Source organism: Thermosphaera sp. (assembly GCF_059755995.1).
In genome coordinates this window covers 1-17029 of the sequence record NZ_DBOUKL010000002.1, presented here as the reverse complement: position 1 = coordinate 17029, position 17029 = coordinate 1, and the positions used below count along the sequence as shown (strand labels likewise).

Genomic DNA, 17029 nt, shown 5'->3' with positions numbered 1-17029 from the left:
CCCCCTCGGCCTCTTTGGTGAACAACTTGATGAACAAGCTTTCCTCCAACTCAAGCTTTAAACTCTTCTTCCAGTGAATCAGGTACGGATTGTCACCTGGGCTGTATTCGCGGGCGCCTGCGTAATCTCCTGTATAGGATTGAGCAAGCATCTTGGACACGTATTCCGCGACTTCACGCATCATCTTAGCCGCGAGGAGGAATCTGCTCCGTAAGCGTTGCTTACCCATAATGCTAGCTTTTGAGGAAGGCTCCGTTTCCTCATTCCCATGTTGCATCGTTCCCAAGTAAAGCGTGTCTAAACCAGCAGGCAGGGAAGCCTGTTCCTCAAGATCTTCACCACCAGTTCCGGGGCCTTCCCCTCCACCGGTAAGCCCCCTGCCCAGCGATCCGTGTCCTAATTCATCGGGCACGAGGTGTTCACCGGCCCCGTATTCCCCTGCGCCCCCACCCTTCTCCAGCCTCACCACGAGTATTCTGGGAGTCGCTATGTACCTAGCGTACTCCTTCAGTATTCTCTCCGCCTCCCTTAGAAGCTGGACTGCCTTAACCATGACGGTGTACTGGAGAACAAACGGCCCGTGCACGGTGCTTGCAAGCCCTTTACCATCGCTCACGACTACTTGAACAAATGTCTCGTTAACCCCTACTTTCAACGCTTTAATCGCTAGCTCCAGATCCGCCTGGTTTACAGCGCTCCCGCTTTCCACCTCGCGCCCGTCCGCGAGCACTCTGTACTGGAAAAAGCCGGGGCACTTTATGGAGACATGGTAATTAACCTGTCCACCAGCATACACGGTTTTCCCAGCCTGCTTAACCTCTACCCGTGACCTTCCCACCCTAGCGCTCTCCCTCAACAAGCAAGCGGTGAAGCAAGCCACCACGGCTGTCAGCGGTACCAGTGAGTATGGATTAACAATGAGCACTGGTGTGTAGAAGAACAGGGTTACTGCTACGGTTTTCCTTATACTTCCACGATCCTTTGCGTAGAGGGTGAGGAACCCGAGGAAGGCTGTGGTGGACGCGGCTATAAGGATTACCGGGTTCCCGTTAAAGGATGATAGGAAGCTGGCACCTGTTGCTGCTGCGAAGAGAAGCCTTGAATCCCTGCTGAGAGCCATGAGGATGAACACTGGTAGTACTGCAATATACCAGTGAGCATCCAGGGTTAAACCCTCCACGCCCAGCCTGGCTATAAACGGGGCTGAGACGAGGAGGACAGCCGTGAAACCCTTTACAGCCTTACTCCGCGTAAACTGTCCTAGCAACATATATGATCGCCACCGTGGCTATTAAAGTGATGAAAGCCAGGTAGAAGGGGGATATGCCGTGCTGCCCGTGAAGAAGAGATTTCATATAGAGGAGTAGGTTGGGCCTCACCCATGACTGATCTATAAGGATGCTCCTGCCCGCTCTTACCGCTGAAAACCAGTCCCTGTTGAACTCGAGGACGCGGTTGGTTAAAACCCCTTTCGCCGACACTATTAGCATAAACCCCCTTCCCACCTCTATTTCAAACCCTACAGGAACCTCGCCCAGGTACTCGCCCACCGTGTAAAGGCCATCGCCGTGTTCATCGATAAATGAGAAGTTGCTTGTGTATACAATTGGATGTACAGCGAGAGCTGGAGTGCTTGGAAGCCTTAAAGCAAACGGTGTGTCAATCACCAGGGTTGTGTTCAAGCGTGTGTCCCACGCTACTACGATGCGGGAGTCTCCGGCATTGAAAACCGGGTCGTACACGTATCCCTCCAGCTCAGCGTCCAGGCCTAGAGTCTTCAGTACTTGGAGGATTACCTCAGGGGTTCCGAAAACAATCGCCAAGCCTCCTTTCTCGGAAAAATTAATTACGTAGTCCAGCTCGCCCTTATCCAGTAGCCTATCCCTCCCTACCACGAGCAGTGCTGATTCAGCCTGGTGCTTCTCCAGCTCTTTCAGGCTGTACAGGGTAAGGCTTGACTCATGGTAGAGTGTAGAGTAGCCGTGGTCTCCCGTGTCCAGCACGTAGTAGTCGAGATTGGTGGGTAGCACTGCTATCAGGGATAGAGCTGTGAGCAGGCCTAGGAGTACGCTGTACGCTAGTATAGGGCTAGGCTCCCTCCTCACTTAGAACACTCTCGTACACTTCTTTAGCCTCCTCTATGTTTGGCTTCTCCTTTGAATACATGTCTTTCTCCGCCAGGATTAGCAGCTTCCACGCTAACTCCTTGACTCTCCTGTTACCTACTACGTTTTCAACAACGAGAGAGTAGTGTTCTCGGAGAGTTTCATATGCTAGGGGAAGCCGTTGCGTCAGACGTCTAAGCAACTTATAGTATATCAGAGCCACCGCTGAGCCGAGGCCTGTGACATAGGGCTTCAGCAAATCCTGTGTTAGGTCGCGTATACCTCTGCTCATTTTCTCCACACCTCCCCGCAACCCCTTTTCCAGAAAGATGAAGAAAACCTTTTCCCGGTCTCGGAGGATGATAGTGGATGACACGCCCAGGATGAGGGTCAGGATCAACGACAACGTGTTGAAGACTACTACACGAGTCGTGTAACTATAAGGATCGTAGTATCCGCTCGGATCCCTTACGGAGACCACTACTTCGGCGAGGGAAAGGGGGAGCACGCTGCCGAGAACACGTAGAGAACAGTTAATGTTGAGTATGCTGGAAACCCTGTTTGTAAACAATCCCTTTGACTCAACCTCAACGAGGAGATCATTGCCCGGATCTCCCTGAATCAATACTGGGATCTCTCCATACGTGGTGAGTATCATTGATGGAACCATGATCTCAAGGCGGGGATGCCTAGGCTCGTAGAATACCGGCTTATCGATGCAGTAGGAGAGCGTTGTCTCGGTGGAGTTAACGCAGAGTCTGATCAAGTTCTCGCCGAGAGTGAAGTTGTACATTGAGGTGTTAACGCCTATTACCAGCGGGGTTGGTGCAATGGTTATGTTTCCAATAAGGGTTTCCCCAGCCCGGTTTCTAACGCTCACAATGCCCGGTATTTCAACAGAGGTTTCAGAGTAGATGGTCAGGTTTAAGTATTCTCCTCTCGTGATCTTTGACGGTGCCTCCAACGCGATTCTCGGGCGGGAGTAAAGCACCGTAATCCTTCTGTAGGGCTTGTAGACCATTTCCCCGCAAACTGCTTCAGCCATGACCGTGATCTTCACTGCTCCTTCTCTCCCAACATACTTCTCTACTAAGTAGGCTGGCGGGGTTGGGATTGAGGCGTTGCACTCGGTGGAGTTGCACTGGAAAATAGTGTTACCTAATACCTCTACCCCGGTGGACAAGTATATGTTGCTGACCATGCAGCTCGAGTTTTTCACGGCTACGGTAACTAGCACGTCCTCCCCTGCTCTATAAGTGTCCCGGTTAGTGGTGATCGTGAGAGGCGAGTCTCTCTGCGAGATAACTGCTTCAAGCTCCCATATCCTGCTCTTCAGCTCTTCCAGCATCAGCTCTGCACTAGCTCTTAATGCGTAAGCCGACTCCCTATCCTGAGAGCAAGAGTGGAGCCGTTGCAGGTATTGGGTTACAGAGTCGACTCCTTCGTAAACCTCTCCTAGGATTCTAAGAGCCTCAGATCCCTCGTATTCGCCGGATAACAGGCTGTAGTACTTGAGGAAAGCCCTGTACACTTTCTCGTGCAGGCTTGAAAGAGTAGGCTCTACTCGTGTTTCAAGCATTACTCTCGCATAGTATTCTCCAACGGGGGATCCGTCCAGAGCCTCGGTTAAAACCTTCTTAAAAACAGCTAACAAGTAGGTGCAGTCGGTAACGGGTTGAGGAGTACTCAGGGTTTCAACAAGAAGTGTCTGCAGGATGAGGGTTGCAAGCAGTATTACAGCGACCGTTGCAACGAGTCTCACGCAGCAAGCACCCCGTAAACCCTGTAAGCTATGATGAGCGCGAACAATGCTAGGAGCGCAATGTTAAGGACTCTGACATGCCTGTACCCTGTGGCAGGACGGGTTAGAGCGTAGGAAACATAGTAGGCTAGGATGCTTAACGAGGCGTAGAAGTCCACCCGCTCCTCCCTGATAAGGCTCAGGGAGAGGGTTGAAACAGCCGTGAGCACTGTGAACATGAAGATGAATGCGAGAACCCTATCCTGCAACTTCCCCAACACCCAGCGTGATCAATACTCCATCAAGCGTTTGAGTTTTCTCAATAACTCTTAGATAATTAATCATTGCAGCCCGGGCCAGCGTTGACGCAATAATGATCGAGTAGGGGTCAACCGGGTACTTCACATACTCTTTCAACGCATCAGCCAGCCCGCTAACGTAGACCCTGTAGATGTTCCCGGTTGCGGAAACCCCTACATCCCTAGCCATGCCTAGCTCCTCAATCACGATGGTTCGCAAAGCTTTCTCTATGGTATCCAGCTCCCCCGTGGACGACTCCACCAACTCCAACACAGGCATGTCAAGGGGTATTGCAAGGTAGGGTGAGCCACCGGCGAACCCGAGGCCCGGGTCAACCCTGCTAGGGCACGGTATCTTCGAGTAGACTGCGAGCACCTCGCTCCCTTTTGTAACAATGCACAAGCTGGCATCTAGCAGGTCGAGGTCTTCAATAGTGCTCGTAACCCCTTCCACCAGGATTTTCGAATAGTTTAGGAGAGATGAGACAGCAGGGTCTCGCGGTATCCTACTGTACGCTATGAACACTCCCCCTAGCACTCCCAGCGAAGCCGCTACACCGACTAAATTGTTATAGCCGGTTGCAAGCCCGTAGGCAGCTAAGAGCCCCGCTATTATAAGCATGTTCAACCCTAGCACGAGCAATTGCTGTGTCATGCCAGCACCACCGCGAAGGGTCTCAATGCCAGGTCAAACACTAGTATGAGCCCTGCGGCACGGTGTTTCGCAAGTAAAATGTAAGCGTTCCTAGCCAGGTGGAGGCCGAGGAGTACTAGTAGGGCGGGGAGCCCCATGTTCACGAATGGCTGGGAGTAGAGCGTGAGGAATGCTAGAAGGGTGATCGCAAGCTTCAGCTCAACCCGCTTCTTAGACTCGAAGACAGGTATTGCTGAGAAAGCATCGATCAACCCGAGAACGATGAGTAGAAGAGGTTTATCGACACCCAAGTATACCCCTGCTATAATGCTTGCTAGAACCCCTACAGGTAGAAGTGGGGTTGCAACATGGCTGAAGCCCTCCTTAGCGTGAAACTGGTTTAGAATAAGAAGTATTAGTAAAATGTAAGCCGTGGATAACACTATTTCAACATTGAAGCCGGGGAAATAATCCACGAGTGCTTCGCATAGACACGTAGCAAGGAGGATCCCTGAGTAAACAATTAGCAAATCGCTAAGCTCGGCGGGGATACGGGCAAGGAAGAGGAGGTTTATCAAAATAATTGATAAGGCAAGCCCTGCAAAATAGCCTTGGCTTAGAACCCCGGCTTTAATGATAATGCTTGCTAATGCTATAGCAGAGATTAAGGCTACGTCCAGGTCGACAAGCCTACTTGGGGACTGGGACATTTTTCAAAGCCTCTTCCGCTACAGCCTGGGTTGTCAACCCTTCCAGCTCGAACTCCTCGCCAAGCTTGAACCTGTGCGCTACCACCGGGATGAAAGCTTTCTTGACATCGTCGGGGATGACATAATCTCTCTTATCGATAAGCGCCATCACCCTGCTCACGTTGAGCAGGTTTATTGTTGCACGGTGTGATGGACCGTACAAAACGGCTTTATGGTTTCTCACGTAGTTGACAAGCCTCACCACGTAGTCAAGGATTTCATCGCTCGCGTGGACTAGTTCGTGAAGCCTTCTCGACACCTCTAAAACCCGTTTAGGAGTTGTCACCTGCTCTATGGGAAGGGTAACTATGTAATCCGACCTTCTCAATACTTCCAGCTCCTCCTCAGGCGGGTTGTAATAGCTGGGTGCAGACAGCGTGAACCTGTCGAGAAGGGTTTCCAACACTTTAAAAGCACCGCTCGAGATTTTCTCGGGAACCTGGGTGGCTATGACGGTGAAAGGTCTTTCAAGTGGAAGGGTGACACCCTCTATAGTAACCTGGTACTCCTGCATTGCCTCCAGGAGTGCGGCCTGGGACCGGGTGGGAGTTCTGTTGAGCTCGTCGAACATAAGGATGTTGGTAAATATGGGGCCCTTTACAAGTATTCTCTCCCCTGTGATCCTGTATATGTGGAACCCTAGGATATCGCTGGGTAGCACGTCTGGGTGTCCCTGTATACGGTTGTACGTTCCCCCGATGGCTTTTGCAAGGGCTTTGGCTAGGAGCGTCTTACCTGTTCCAGGGTAGCCCTCTATTAGCAAGTGCCCGCCTGACAATAGAGCCCCTATCGATAGCTCCACGAGCTCCTTCTTCCCCACGTACACCCTTGAGATCTCGGAGAGTAAGTCGCCTATCTCCCGGCTTACCTCGTCGAACCCCATTCTCACCGCCTCGCTCATCAAACTTCACCACGCGTTCTACGCATCCTACCTATGAGAAGCACTGCTGATATATAGGCTATGAGGATTACTAGTATTAAATACGTGCCGGCAGAGGATATGGTGATGAGGTCTGGTCCAACAAACCGGTTGGAGTACGGTATGGTGTTTGAGGACAGCTCACTTAACAATACGGTTAACCGGGAGGCCAGGCTACCTGGTTCCCCGCTCTTCATTGCTGATACCCTGATGTAAACAGTGGTTTCAGCGTTGCCGATTCCTGCAGGGATGGGTAGCAGGGTGTAGGCTAGAACCCCTCTCCATCCCTGCTTCTCCAGTGATATGAAAACCACCCTCGTATTGTTTACTTCTTCAGCCCAGGATGCTAGGATGTTGTACCCTTGGAGTGTGAGGCATAGCTGCCAGGTATGTAGTCTAGCAGGGGTGTCCACGACCTCAACATATCCAGTGTAGTACTCGTTGAAAGCTCTAATACCCACCCTGTACACTGCGAGAGCGCCGAGCACTCTTGTCAGGAAGGAATCATACTGCTTACTGGTGAAAGCGATGCTTCCTGTTGAAAGATACTTCTCAGGGTTTTCAACAATCTCCTCCACGCTTCCTGGGCGGATACCAACTGATTGACCCGGAGGTGTTCCCGTAGCGTGTACAGCCGCCGCGGTGAAGATGCTGGTGAATATTATTGACACGGCGAAGACTCCTAGAACATAGCTCCACGTAACTCTCTCTCCAACCTGTTTAACCAGAATTCTCGAGAATGTTTTTCTAAACCGTGCGTGTTTTTCAACAATCCTGAAAGCTATTACTGTGGAGATTGCGGAGTAGATCAGGGATGGGGAGTAGTGGAAGAAGTCGTAGGCTTGCTCCACCCCGAACCATTTAGCCATGTAAACCACTGTTAAAACCCTTATGATATTCCCCAGTATCCCTATGAAGAGGGAAGCGGCTACAGCAGCTATTGAAATGCCAGCTTTTCTAAGAGGCTTGTCAACACCGAATGTTAACATGTAGATGATTAAAGGTGCTATAGCGATCAGCGAGCTCACGGTTACAATCCCGGTGCACGCAGCCTCAACGCTCAGGATCGCTGTCTCCCCTGTTGACGTAACCACCTCTAGCTGGGTGAAACCCGGGGCCTCAACCACTCTAACCCCTGCGATAAAGCCCACCAGCCTCCCAACATACCTGGATAGGACAGGAGTTACTGAGTCGAGAAAGCTGGCCGGCAGAGGAGTTAGGAGGAGAGGTGTGAAAAGCGGAATTAGCTCTCCGGGAGTGTTCGGCTCATACACCAGGGTTACGAGAGCTATGAAGAAGAGTGAGAAGCTTAAGGCTTGTAACTGAACCCTGTATTCTAGATCGATGATTGAGAATTGGTAAATCGACAGGGAAAGTAGGGCTAGTAAAATTGATGCAAGTATCTTGCTAACTCTTAAACCGTAGGAGAACCCGGTGTACCTCAGTGAGAGGTATATCACGAAAAGCGTGGAGAAAAGCGCGACGAGGATGTAACTATACTCCTCAGTCAAGGCTAACTTTACGAGGGAGGAGAAAAGGTCTCTGTAAACAGTCTGAATCGTTAACCCGAGCAGGAGAGAGATGAATGTAAACCCTATTGTCAACTTGTACGTGTAGTCCCTGTATATGGTCTCGAGCCCCACTCCTTACACCGTGCCCAAAATTCTAACTAATAAGGTACACTTTTAAAATCACATATATTTTTCGAAACCGGGTTACTCCTTATTCGAAGAGGTTGAAAAATTTAAACTGTCCTCATTTTTAACAGACCCTTGTGATCCCCTATTTATAGGTCGTGGCGTGTGGGGAAGCACGGATTCGACGAGAGAGGCAGGTTTTACATAGAGAACTACAATGTATCCAGGCCGTTCGCAAGCTTCCTGCCGGGCATAGCAGGGCAGAAGGGCATTCCCCTCTGGGTGTTCTACGTTAACAGGGCGCAATGCGTGAGCTCCTTCGGCTTCCAGGATAAGGATCACCCGATAATGGAGTTCGACTCCGCTGTTAGAGCGTACCAAAAAGTATGGACCCATGGCTTCAGAACCTTTGTAAAGCTACCTGACGAGGGGGTTTTCCACGAGCCTTTCACCATGCCTGGCGAGGGAATCACGCAGAGAATGTACATAGGAAGGGGCGAGCTGGAAGTAGAGGAGGTTAACGAGAAGCTAGGCCTTAAGATCAACATCCTATACTATACAATCCCACTGGAGAGGATTCCAGCGCTAGTGAGAAGAGTGATCGTTGAGAACCTCTCCGCAAACGCTAGACGGGTTGAAATACTTGACGGCATGCCCTTCATAGTACCCTACGGCGTGAACGACTGGGTTTTAAAACACATGCTTACAACGATTAAAGCTTGGATAGAGGTCTACAACCTCGATAAGGGGGTTCCATTCTTCAAGCTGAGGTCTTCAACGGAGGATGTCCCCAGGGTTGAGGAGTTAACCCAGGGCAACTTCTACGTTTCCACCGCCGTCCTGGATGGGAGGAGCGTGTTGCTGAAGCCCATAGTCGACCCTGACCTGGTCTTCGGCAGCGACACCTCCCTGTTTAAACCTGTAAACTTCATTGCTAAACCCCTGAGGGAGTTGGCCGGCGGAAGACAGGTGACTTTCAACAAGCCGCCCTCAGCCTTCTCACCTGTTGAGACAAGGCTTGAGCCAGGCGGGGTGGTCAAGCTTTACACTGTAATAGGCTATGCTCCGAGCATGGCGGTGCTTGAGGAGTATGTTGGGAGGTTCACGAATCAAGAATATCTTGAGGGGAAGCGTGCCGAGGCAAATGCAGTGTTAGAGGAGATAGTGAAGGATGTCTCCACGAAGACTTCTTCAAAGCTTTTCGACGAGTATGTTAAGCAATGCTACCTGGACAATGTCCTGAGAGGAGGCTACCCTCTCGTGCTCGATGAGGAGAAGCCCCTCGTCTACTATCTCTACCTTAGGAAGCATGGGGATCAGGAGAGGGATTACAACTACTTCGTCATGACTCCTGAGTACTATTCAACAGGGAACGCTAACTACAGGGATGTTAACCAGAACAGACGTGAATACGTCTTCCTCCACCCTGAGATACGAGACTACGATGTGAAGTTCTTCGTAAACCTGTTGCAGACTGACGGCTACAATCCCCTGGTGATAAATGGTGTGAAATACCGTTTGAAAAACATTGATGTAAAGATGCTCGAAGACCTGGTGGATAAGCCAGAGCTACTAGCGGAGTTCCTGAGGGAGCCCTTCACGCCCGGTAAGCTCTCAATGTTTATAGAGGAGAAGGGGATAAGGCTTAAAGTTCCTGATGACGAGTTCCTCAGGAGGCTTATCAAGCACTGCGAGGAGGAAGTAGACGCTGTCCACGGCGAGGGCTTCTGGGTGGATCACTGGACCTACAACTTGGACCTGATAGAGAGCTACCTGGGGGTGTACCCCGAGAGGAAGAGAGACCTCCTTTTCAGAGACCGTAGCTACACGTACTACGACAACACAATGGTGGTGCTCCCCAGGAGCAAGAGATACGTTGTTCAGGGAGGTAGGATCAGGCAGTACGGCTCGCTTGCCGAAGACCCTGAGAAGAAGTCGTTGATAGAGTCGAGATGGGAGTTCAAGCACTTGATGAGGGCTCAGAGAGGGAGGGGTGAGATATATAGGACAACGCTTGCTGTGAAGCTCTTAAACCTAGCGCTGGTAAAGTTCGCAACCCTTGACCCAGCCGGTGTTGGAATAGAAATGGAAGCCGGCAAGCCGGGCTGGTATGATGCTTTGAACGGCTTGCCGGGGCTGTTCGGCTCATCGGTTGGGGAGGCGGCAGAGCTGGTTAGGCTATTGGACTTCCTGACCGAGTCCTTCCAGGAATACCCTGGCGAGGAGCTGGGAATTCCTGTCGAAGTGTGGGAGCTGTACCGGAAGGAGCTTGAACTGCTTGAAGAATACGGTAAGATGAGCGGTGGGGGAAGGGATCACTGGCTGTGGGACAATCTCTCCAAGCTCAGAGAGGAGTATAGGGAGAAGACCAGGCTGGGCTTTGAAGGTAAGGAATTAGCTGTTAAAGCCGGGGAACTGGTTGACGGGTTGAAGAAGCTGAGAGACAAGCTGTGGACCGGTGTTAAGCAAGCCATGGATGAGAATGATGGGCTGCTCCCAATGTATTACTACTACGAGCCTGTGGAGTATGAGGTGGGGGTGGACGGGGAGGTCAGGATCACCAAGTTTGAAAAGAAGAGGATGCCTCTCTTCCTCGAGGGCGTGGTCAAGCAGTTCAGGATTGTAAAAGACAAAGATGCTCTCAAGGAGATCTACGGGAAGGTCAGGGAGAGCGAACTATATGATAGGAAGCTGGGAATGTACAAGGTTAACGCCCCGCTTAGAGACCAGCCAATGGAGATCGGGAGGGCTAGGGCGTTCCCGCCTGGATGGTTGGAGAACGAGTCTATATGGCTTCACATGGAGTACAAGTACATGCTCGAGCTCATCAGGAATGGGCTTTACGACGAGTTCTACCAGGACTTCAGAAACGTCGTGGTCGCATTCCTAGACCCGGGCGTCTACGGGAGGAGCCCGCTTGAAAACTCATCCTTCATTGTCAGCAGCGCCTATCCTGATGAATCCCTTCATGGAGCCGGCTTTGTGGCAAGGCTGACAGGGGCTAACGCAGAGTTCCTCAGCATATGGAAGAACATGTTTATTGGTGGCAAACTGCTCACAATGGAGAACGGGGAGCTAGTGCTAGAATTTAAGCCGGCTCTACCGGGGTGGCTCTTCGACGAAGAGGGGAACGCAGGGTTCACCCTCTTCGGCAAGTGCCGAGTAACCTACCACAACCCGCGCAGAGCGGATACGTGGAGGCTTGACCTCGAGAAAGCAAGAATAACACTACATTTGGAGAACGGTGAGAGAGTTGAGATACCAGGGTGCAAAGTAAGAGGAAACCTTGCATTGAAAATCAGGAACGGGGAAGTTACGGCCATAGATGTATACCTGCCGGACAGCTAGATTCCCTCCCGCTTGGAGTAAAAACTTAAAACAAATAATCTTTGAGTCGTACTTATTGTCAAAAACAAACCTGTTTGATCACGAGTACTGGAAGGATTACAATAAGAAAGAGGATGAATTAGGGAATCACTTGAATAATCCATCCAGAAGCATTGATAATGTTAGAGTAAAGGTTTGCGCGTTCTCGCTAGACATGATAACGTAGCCCAGGAAGATTGAAGATGTTATAGAACGGTTGCTACAACCATTCTTAAAGAAGAATAGCCCGAGGTTGTTTTAGATACTACAACTAGGTACAAGGGTTTTGTGCTCAAGGTTAAATATGTGGTGGAAGACATATTTGGTGTTATAGATGGCTTCAAACATTTTGAAATTGTTGAACATTGTAGCTTTCACGGTCGTGGTCATTGTTAACTTCCTGGCTGGTAGCACGACAATTATTGGCGGTAAGACTACTGCTCAAGTCTCCGACGCGTATCCGACCTTGGTGACCCCGGCGGGTATGTCTTCGCCATATTGGGGGTTATCTATGTACTGCTCGAAATATTTGTTTATTCTCAAGCACTTTCAAACCGTCAAGCAGAGGAGTTAAGGGAGAGAATAGGCTACCTGTTCGCAGCTAGCTGCGCATTGAACACAGCCTGGCTATTCCTCTGGCAGTTTGAGTACCTTGTTCCATCCGTTGCCGTCATGTTCCTGCTCCTAGCTAGTTTAATAGCTATTTACCTCAGACTAGGCGTTGCAACATCTGAGCTCCCAGCACGGATTAAAATAGGATTTCACGTGCCTTTCAGCATCTATCTTGGATGGATTACCATTGCTACCATAGCAAACGTGGCTGTTACACTGGTTTCAATCAACTGGGACGGTTTCGGGATAAGCCCTGAGGCATGGGCTGTTACAATCATAATAATTGCTCTGTTGATCACGGAGCTGGTTGCATTGACCAGGAAAGACATAGCATTCGGCTTAGTAGTCGTGTGGGCTTTACTTGGCATTGCGGTTAATCAAAGCAAGAATCAAAGCATCGTAGCTGCGGCAGTGGTAAGCGCTGCAATGGTGGCTGCAACCTTGGTTGCCAAAATCCTTCATGCAAAGCTGAGACGTTAAGAGCAACCATAATTCACAGCAAGCATCACCCATTGTGAGCCAGGAGTATTTCCCCTAACACTGGCCATGGCTGGCACGAAGAAACCGGGTTAGCGGGGGAGGTGAGAAAACGTGGATAACTGTAAAACATTGAATAATCTCAATTTCCCGGTGGATGCGGGCCCGCCGGGATTTGAACCCGGGTCCTCCGGCTCCGAAGGCCGGCGCCCTACTCCTGGCTAGGCAACGGGCCCTTTCAAAGTCTTACCTACGGGTTTTCTTTCTTATATTTTCTTGAAAGCCTGTCGGCGTAGTAGAGGGGTATTGGTAAGTGGCTTCCCTCCCTCAACAGTTTCCCAACTATTTCCACGGCTGATTCAAGGCTTAACCCGTACCCGATGCTCACGTACAGGCGGCGTCCGCCGTGATGAATTACTTTCCCGAGCCTAAGCCCGTGGGCTATTATGTAGCCTTCTCCGTCAACTACTCCGTGGAGAGGCTTCTTCGCAACCCCTATCGACGGGGTCTTGGCCACGAGCCCGAGGTGTGTGGCTATTCCGAAGGCTCGCGGATGGGTTAACCCGTGGCCATCCACCAGTAGCACATCCGGCTTCACTTTAAGGAGGGATAGGGTTTTCAAGTAGCCCGGGAGCTCCCTGAACGCTAGGAGCCCTGGAACATAAGGGATTGCCGCCTCCCTGCGGACTACCTTTTCTTCGACAACGATGTCTTCACGGACATCGTACACGACTGCCGCGGCGACTTGAATACTGTTGATGAAGGAGGAGTCGAGTCCTGCTACAAGCCTAACCCTTGAGAACTCTAGTTTGGGAAACCGGCTTACCTGTTTCAGCACTCTTTCCCCCAGAACCTTCTGGGCGTGGACAGCTCTTTCATAGTTGAACAGGCTTTCACACCAGGCTTATTTAATATTTGCCTAATCCGATTTATATTTACAGCTAGGGGGATGGTCTAATGGGTTTCAGCGTTGACAGTCTTGCCAGCGTGCTCTCACGGCTCAGCGAGAGCGGTGTCGACTACGTGTTGATCGGGGACACGGTTGTCCAGCTACACCTCGGCTTTAAAACGCTTGAGGGGGATGTAGACTTGTTCGTCTTAGCCCCCAGCCCCTTAGGGGAGCAGGAGTTCTACTCCTCCCTCGCGGAGGCGAACGGATGGGAGGTTGCTTCAACCGAGCTCGGCACCCCTAAGCTGATATGCGCTGTGAACGGGGAGACCGTGGAGGTTGAGTTCTATGAGAATTTCATGGATCTTGAAATACCAGAGGAATTGCTAAACCTGTCTGTCACATTAACCGTGGGCAGTGTGAGAGCCAGGGCTTTGAGGCCGGAGCACTATTTTGTTTTAAAGGCTAGGCAGGGGGTTGACCTTGACAAGCTGAAGCGATGGCTTAAACAGGTTGAGAGAGCAGGCTTCAACAAGAAGGTTGTGGAGGAGGCAATAAGCTACTTCCCAGGCTACGAGGAGAAGACGATCAGGGAGAGGCTTAGAAGCATAGGTTTAACGGTGTAACCCAATATTTTTAAACACGTGTTCTAATTCAAAGGATAAGGGTGGTTGCTAATGCCGATTAACGACCCGGAGTTGCTGAAAATAGTGCAGGCAAGAGTCTTGAACAAAATGGTCTGCAGGAGATGCGGTGCTTTAAACCCTCCCGGGGCTACAAAGTGCAGGAGATGCAAATCCAAGGGCACGCTGAGGCCGAAGAAGGCTGTTAGAACAGCAACTAAAGCAGGCTAAATTATTTAGGCGGTCCCTAACTCTCTTTCTTGAAAAATCTTACCCCCACGACCTAACTCACAAATTGTGAGTCAAGAATATTTATTTCAAACAGCAGACTCGTTAAACAGGTGTGTTGAATGGGTATTGGAGACTTATCCGTAGGAGGGAGTGTTAAGCTTAAAGGACCTGTCAAGCTTGGGACTCTCTCAATCGCTGGAAGCCTGAGTGTTGAGGGGGATCTTGAAACAGATGTCCTCGAAGTAAGCGGGTCGGCGAGGATCACGGGCGTGCTGAGGTCGGGTAGAATCACGGTTTCAGGCTCCCTAACTGTTGAGAAAAACGTCGAGGCAGGTAAAATAGAGGTTTCAGGATCATTAAGTGTTTCTGAAAAGGTTGAGGCTGAAAACCTAAGCGTTTCAGGCTCTTTGAAAGCCGGCGAGGCTCGCGCAAATCGGCTTGAGATATATGGGATGGCGAGAGGCGGTAGCTTCAAGGGTCGAGAGGTAGAGGTTGGCAGGAAATCCGAGGTTCACGGCTTAATGGTAGGCTGCAACGTGGTGGTTGCGAGAAACGCTTCGGTTGACAGAGTGGTGGGCAAGCAGGTGAGGATTGGCAGAGGTGCAGAGGTGGATTACTTGGAAGCTGAGGAGGCTGTTGTAGAGGATTCGGCCACGGTTGGAGTGCTAGTGTATGTTGTGAAAGCCGAGCTGAGCGATAAATCCCGGGTAGGGGAGTTGAGAAAAACCGATAAGCTGAGCATCGCCTTGGATTGCAACGTTTAAACAAGCGGGGAAGAGTGGAGGCTTTTTGGCCATCACGAGGAGAAACAGGTGTGTTCACGACATCGTATACGATATTTTAACCGTTTTAAGCAGGAATGGTGAGATGTGTAAGACAGCCCTATGCTTGAGCGCTAACCTGCCAGTGGACAGATGCAACAGGATCTTAAAGCTATTAGAGGCGAACGGGCTTATACGTCGAGAACCTGATGAACGGGTCAAGCGATACCGAATTTGCGAGAGAGGATATGTCTACCTTGGATTATATGTGAAGGTTCACGAGATACTCCTGTTCCCGAAGCCGGGTGGAAGGTAGGAAAAAAGCTTCGAATTTTTAACGTAAATTGCTACACGTTTTTAGGTGGAGAAGATTGGGGAAAAATGGATTGATTCTTTCTAAGATTTGAAGACTCTGCCCTTCAACAATTCATCGATCAGAACTAGTACCCCGTTTATTATCAAATATATCGCTATTAGTAAAGCTACGAGGTCGGGCCATATCCATATGACTATGCCGAAGAGAAGCATCAGTATACCTATGATAATTCTCGGCGCGCTTATCTTGAAATATTTTTTCAACAATTCGTCTACAGTTTTCTCAGCCATCTCCACCAACCTCTCCACATTGGTTATATATAAATCTTTACTTTTCTATTTAAATTTTTCGATAATCCCCAGCATCTCGTCCAGCGAGGATATTGCCGAGTATATGGCAAGGAATGATGCTAAAGTATATATAATAATTGAAAAGTTAGCACTCACAATCACATTATCCATTGAGATCTCGGCAACACCGTAGTTAGTAGCTACGAGGAACACGTAGATTATCACTAAGCTTCTAAGTATTTTGAACCCGATTGAGACAGGGCTTGAAGCTACTACCGCATTTATGGCTGAGAGAGCGATCACGATGGCGAAATATACTGCCAGCCAGGAGGGCCCTAGGCCTACGGGTAGTCCAAAGTTACTCATCAACATAGGGATTAACACTAGGTATAACACGTATTGAACAGCCCCGTACGCTAGCTCTTTCGAAACCCTCATCGCAGTGTCTTTCAAAGAATCACTCATGGCTGCCCACCTGTAGTGTTTAATCTTATCTCAAAAGGGTACAGCCCCGCTACGGTGAAAGAGATCCTGATTGGCTCGCTCATCACGTCGCAGTCCACGGGGCGTTCCCGCACAGAACCCTTCTCCAGGTCTCCAATCACTACTTCCGACTGACCCATCCACAATGTGAATCCAACCAGCTTAACGTTCCCCTCGTAGGAGACTCTTACACCGCAGTACTCACCATCTCTAATAGGCTCCAACCCGATTATCTCCCCGTTTGAGGCTGAAATATCGGTGACGAAAATCGCGAGCGGAGACATCAAGACGATCAAGGTGAAAAACAATAGGATTATTAACCCTGCTTTGAAGACTCCGAACGTTGCGGAACACCTTTCTCAATTCTACGTAGCTCCAGGAGCATGTGAACCCCATTTCTCAGCAAGACAGAGCCCCCGTAGATCACCAATCCTATGAATCCTAACTTAGCAACCAGGCCCAGAAGCTCGTACAGGATTCCTGATAAAGCCTCCTCGGGCCCTCCTTAGACAATTCTAGGCACGTAGGTGTAGAGCTGAACGAGAGCCAGCGCAACCCCTAGACCGATAAGGAGTATCCCTAAAAGGAATAGAATAATGCTCTGAGTTTCAGGCTTCAAAATACCACTCTCAAACCACCAGTATGAGGGGAGGGGTTTTTAAACATGGTGGAAAATTTTTAATTCCCGGTGAAAAGTAATACTTGTTTAAAGGGCCCGTCGTCTAGCCTGGTTAGGACGCCGCCCTTACAAGCCATCCTGGGAGAGGCGGAGGCCCGGGGTTCAAGTCCCCGCGGGCCCATTCCAAGTCCTTGAGCTCAGGGTTTTCAATGAGCAAAGATCGATTTGGATAGTATGTGAGAAAGCTTTTTAATGGATCCCGCGGGGGGGAATTGAAC

At 50.1% G+C, this 17029-nt stretch carries 18 protein-coding genes, 2 tRNA genes and 1 pseudogene; 8 read left to right on the top strand and 13 right to left on the bottom strand.

Going from position 1 to position 17029, the window contains the following annotated elements; translation table 11 throughout:
- The 8 genes from AC3OH0_RS00120 to AC3OH0_RS00085 all read right to left on the bottom strand — a co-directional run.
- Positions 1-1270, bottom strand: a 1270-nt coding sequence (locus AC3OH0_RS00120; RefSeq protein WP_498344312.1) for a DUF58 domain-containing protein, incomplete at its 3' end; no start/stop codon positions are given.
- Complete coding sequence (locus AC3OH0_RS00115; RefSeq protein ID WP_498344311.1) at positions 1242-2105, bottom strand: hypothetical protein; 864 nt, start codon at positions 2103-2105, stop codon at positions 1242-1244. The genes AC3OH0_RS00115 and AC3OH0_RS00120, both read right to left, overlap by 29 nt.
- A complete protein-coding gene (locus AC3OH0_RS00110) occupies positions 2089-3867 on the bottom strand; it encodes a hypothetical protein (protein WP_498344310.1) in 1779 nt (592 codons plus the stop codon). The genes AC3OH0_RS00115 and AC3OH0_RS00110 overlap by 17 nt, the downstream gene beginning before the upstream one ends.
- Positions 3864-4115 (bottom strand): hypothetical protein, encoded by a 252-nt coding sequence (locus AC3OH0_RS00105; RefSeq protein WP_193436691.1) that lies wholly within the window; start codon positions 4113-4115, stop codon positions 3864-3866. The genes AC3OH0_RS00110 and AC3OH0_RS00105 overlap by 4 nt, the downstream gene beginning before the upstream one ends.
- Entirely contained in the window at positions 4105-4800 is a 696-nt protein-coding gene (locus AC3OH0_RS00100; protein WP_193436692.1) for a hypothetical protein, read from the bottom strand. The genes AC3OH0_RS00105 and AC3OH0_RS00100 overlap by 11 nt, the downstream gene beginning before the upstream one ends.
- Entirely contained in the window at positions 4797-5489 is a 693-nt protein-coding gene (locus tag AC3OH0_RS00095) for a hypothetical protein (RefSeq protein WP_193436693.1), read from the bottom strand. Before AC3OH0_RS00095 ends, AC3OH0_RS00100 begins: the two co-directional genes overlap by 4 nt.
- Positions 5470-6429: an AAA family ATPase gene (locus AC3OH0_RS00090; protein WP_498344309.1), complete on the bottom strand. Its 960-nt coding sequence runs from the start codon at positions 6427-6429 to the stop codon at positions 5470-5472. The genes AC3OH0_RS00095 and AC3OH0_RS00090 overlap by 20 nt, the downstream gene beginning before the upstream one ends.
- Positions 6429-8090 carry an archaeosortase/exosortase family protein gene (locus AC3OH0_RS00085; protein ID WP_498344308.1) on the bottom strand — a complete coding sequence of 554 codons (1662 nt, stop codon included), beginning with the start codon at positions 8088-8090 and terminating at the stop codon, positions 6429-6431. The genes AC3OH0_RS00090 and AC3OH0_RS00085 overlap by 1 nt, the downstream gene beginning before the upstream one ends.
- 159 nt (positions 8091-8249) lie before the next feature.
- On the opposite strand from AC3OH0_RS00085, the gene AC3OH0_RS00080 reads away from it, so the two are divergent.
- From AC3OH0_RS00080 to AC3OH0_RS00070, 3 genes and pseudogenes are all read left to right on the top strand, one after another.
- The gene (locus tag AC3OH0_RS00080; RefSeq protein ID WP_498344307.1) at positions 8250-11432 is read left to right on the top strand and encodes a cellobiose phosphorylase; all 3183 of its coding nucleotides are present in this window, start codon (positions 8250-8252) and stop codon (positions 11430-11432) included.
- A 55-nt stretch (positions 11433-11487) separates the two neighbouring features.
- On the top strand, positions 11488-11637 hold the full coding sequence (locus tag AC3OH0_RS00075) for a hypothetical protein (protein WP_193436695.1): 150 nt from the start codon (positions 11488-11490) through the stop codon (positions 11635-11637).
- A gap of 147 nt (positions 11638-11784) precedes the next feature.
- Positions 11785-12542: pseudogene (locus tag AC3OH0_RS00070) on the top strand (TspO-related membrane protein).
- Positions 12543-12699: 157 nt separating this feature from the next.
- On the opposite strand, the gene AC3OH0_RS00065 reads toward AC3OH0_RS00070, so the two are convergent.
- Positions 12700-12775: transfer RNA gene (locus AC3OH0_RS00065), tRNA-Arg, on the bottom strand.
- Positions 12776-12789: 14 nt separating this feature from the next.
- The gene (locus tag AC3OH0_RS00060) at positions 12790-13377 is read right to left on the bottom strand and encodes an endonuclease V (RefSeq protein ID WP_498344306.1); all 588 of its coding nucleotides are present in this window, start codon (positions 13375-13377) and stop codon (positions 12790-12792) included.
- A gap of 119 nt (positions 13378-13496) precedes the next feature.
- Between AC3OH0_RS00060 and AC3OH0_RS00055 the strand changes: the two genes are divergently transcribed.
- From AC3OH0_RS00055 to AC3OH0_RS00040, 4 genes are all read left to right on the top strand, one after another.
- Positions 13497-14054, top strand: a complete 558-nt coding sequence (locus AC3OH0_RS00055) for a nucleotidyltransferase (RefSeq protein WP_498344305.1) — start codon at positions 13497-13499, stop codon at positions 14052-14054.
- Between the two features lie 51 nt (positions 14055-14105).
- Entirely contained in the window at positions 14106-14282 is a 177-nt protein-coding gene (locus AC3OH0_RS00050; protein ID WP_193436699.1) for a 50S ribosomal protein L40e, read from the top strand.
- Between the two features lie 119 nt (positions 14283-14401).
- The gene (locus AC3OH0_RS00045) at positions 14402-15046 is read left to right on the top strand and encodes a bactofilin family protein (RefSeq protein ID WP_193436700.1); all 645 of its coding nucleotides are present in this window, start codon (positions 14402-14404) and stop codon (positions 15044-15046) included.
- Between the two features lie 25 nt (positions 15047-15071).
- Positions 15072-15359, top strand: coding sequence for a winged helix-turn-helix domain-containing protein (locus AC3OH0_RS00040; RefSeq protein WP_193436701.1), 288 nt, complete (start codon positions 15072-15074; stop codon positions 15357-15359).
- An 80-nt stretch (positions 15360-15439) separates the two neighbouring features.
- On the opposite strand, the gene AC3OH0_RS00035 is transcribed toward AC3OH0_RS00040, so the two are convergent.
- The 3 genes from AC3OH0_RS00035 to AC3OH0_RS00025 are packed head-to-tail and all read right to left on the bottom strand — an operon-like array spanning position 15440 to position 16428.
- The gene (locus AC3OH0_RS00035; protein WP_193436896.1) at positions 15440-15649 is read right to left on the bottom strand and encodes a DUF3096 domain-containing protein; all 210 of its coding nucleotides are present in this window, start codon (positions 15647-15649) and stop codon (positions 15440-15442) included.
- A gap of 45 nt (positions 15650-15694) precedes the next feature.
- On the bottom strand, positions 15695-16114 hold the full coding sequence (locus AC3OH0_RS00030) for a hypothetical protein (RefSeq protein WP_193436702.1): 420 nt from the start codon (positions 16112-16114) through the stop codon (positions 15695-15697).
- Positions 16111-16428, bottom strand: a complete 318-nt coding sequence (locus tag AC3OH0_RS00025; protein ID WP_498344304.1) for a hypothetical protein — start codon at positions 16426-16428, stop codon at positions 16111-16113. The genes AC3OH0_RS00030 and AC3OH0_RS00025 overlap by 4 nt, the downstream gene beginning before the upstream one ends.
- A gap of 415 nt (positions 16429-16843) precedes the next feature.
- Here AC3OH0_RS00025 and AC3OH0_RS00020 point away from each other — a divergent pair.
- A tRNA-Val gene (locus AC3OH0_RS00020) sits at positions 16844-16932 on the top strand.
- The last annotated feature ends 97 nt before the right edge of the window (positions 16933-17029 follow it).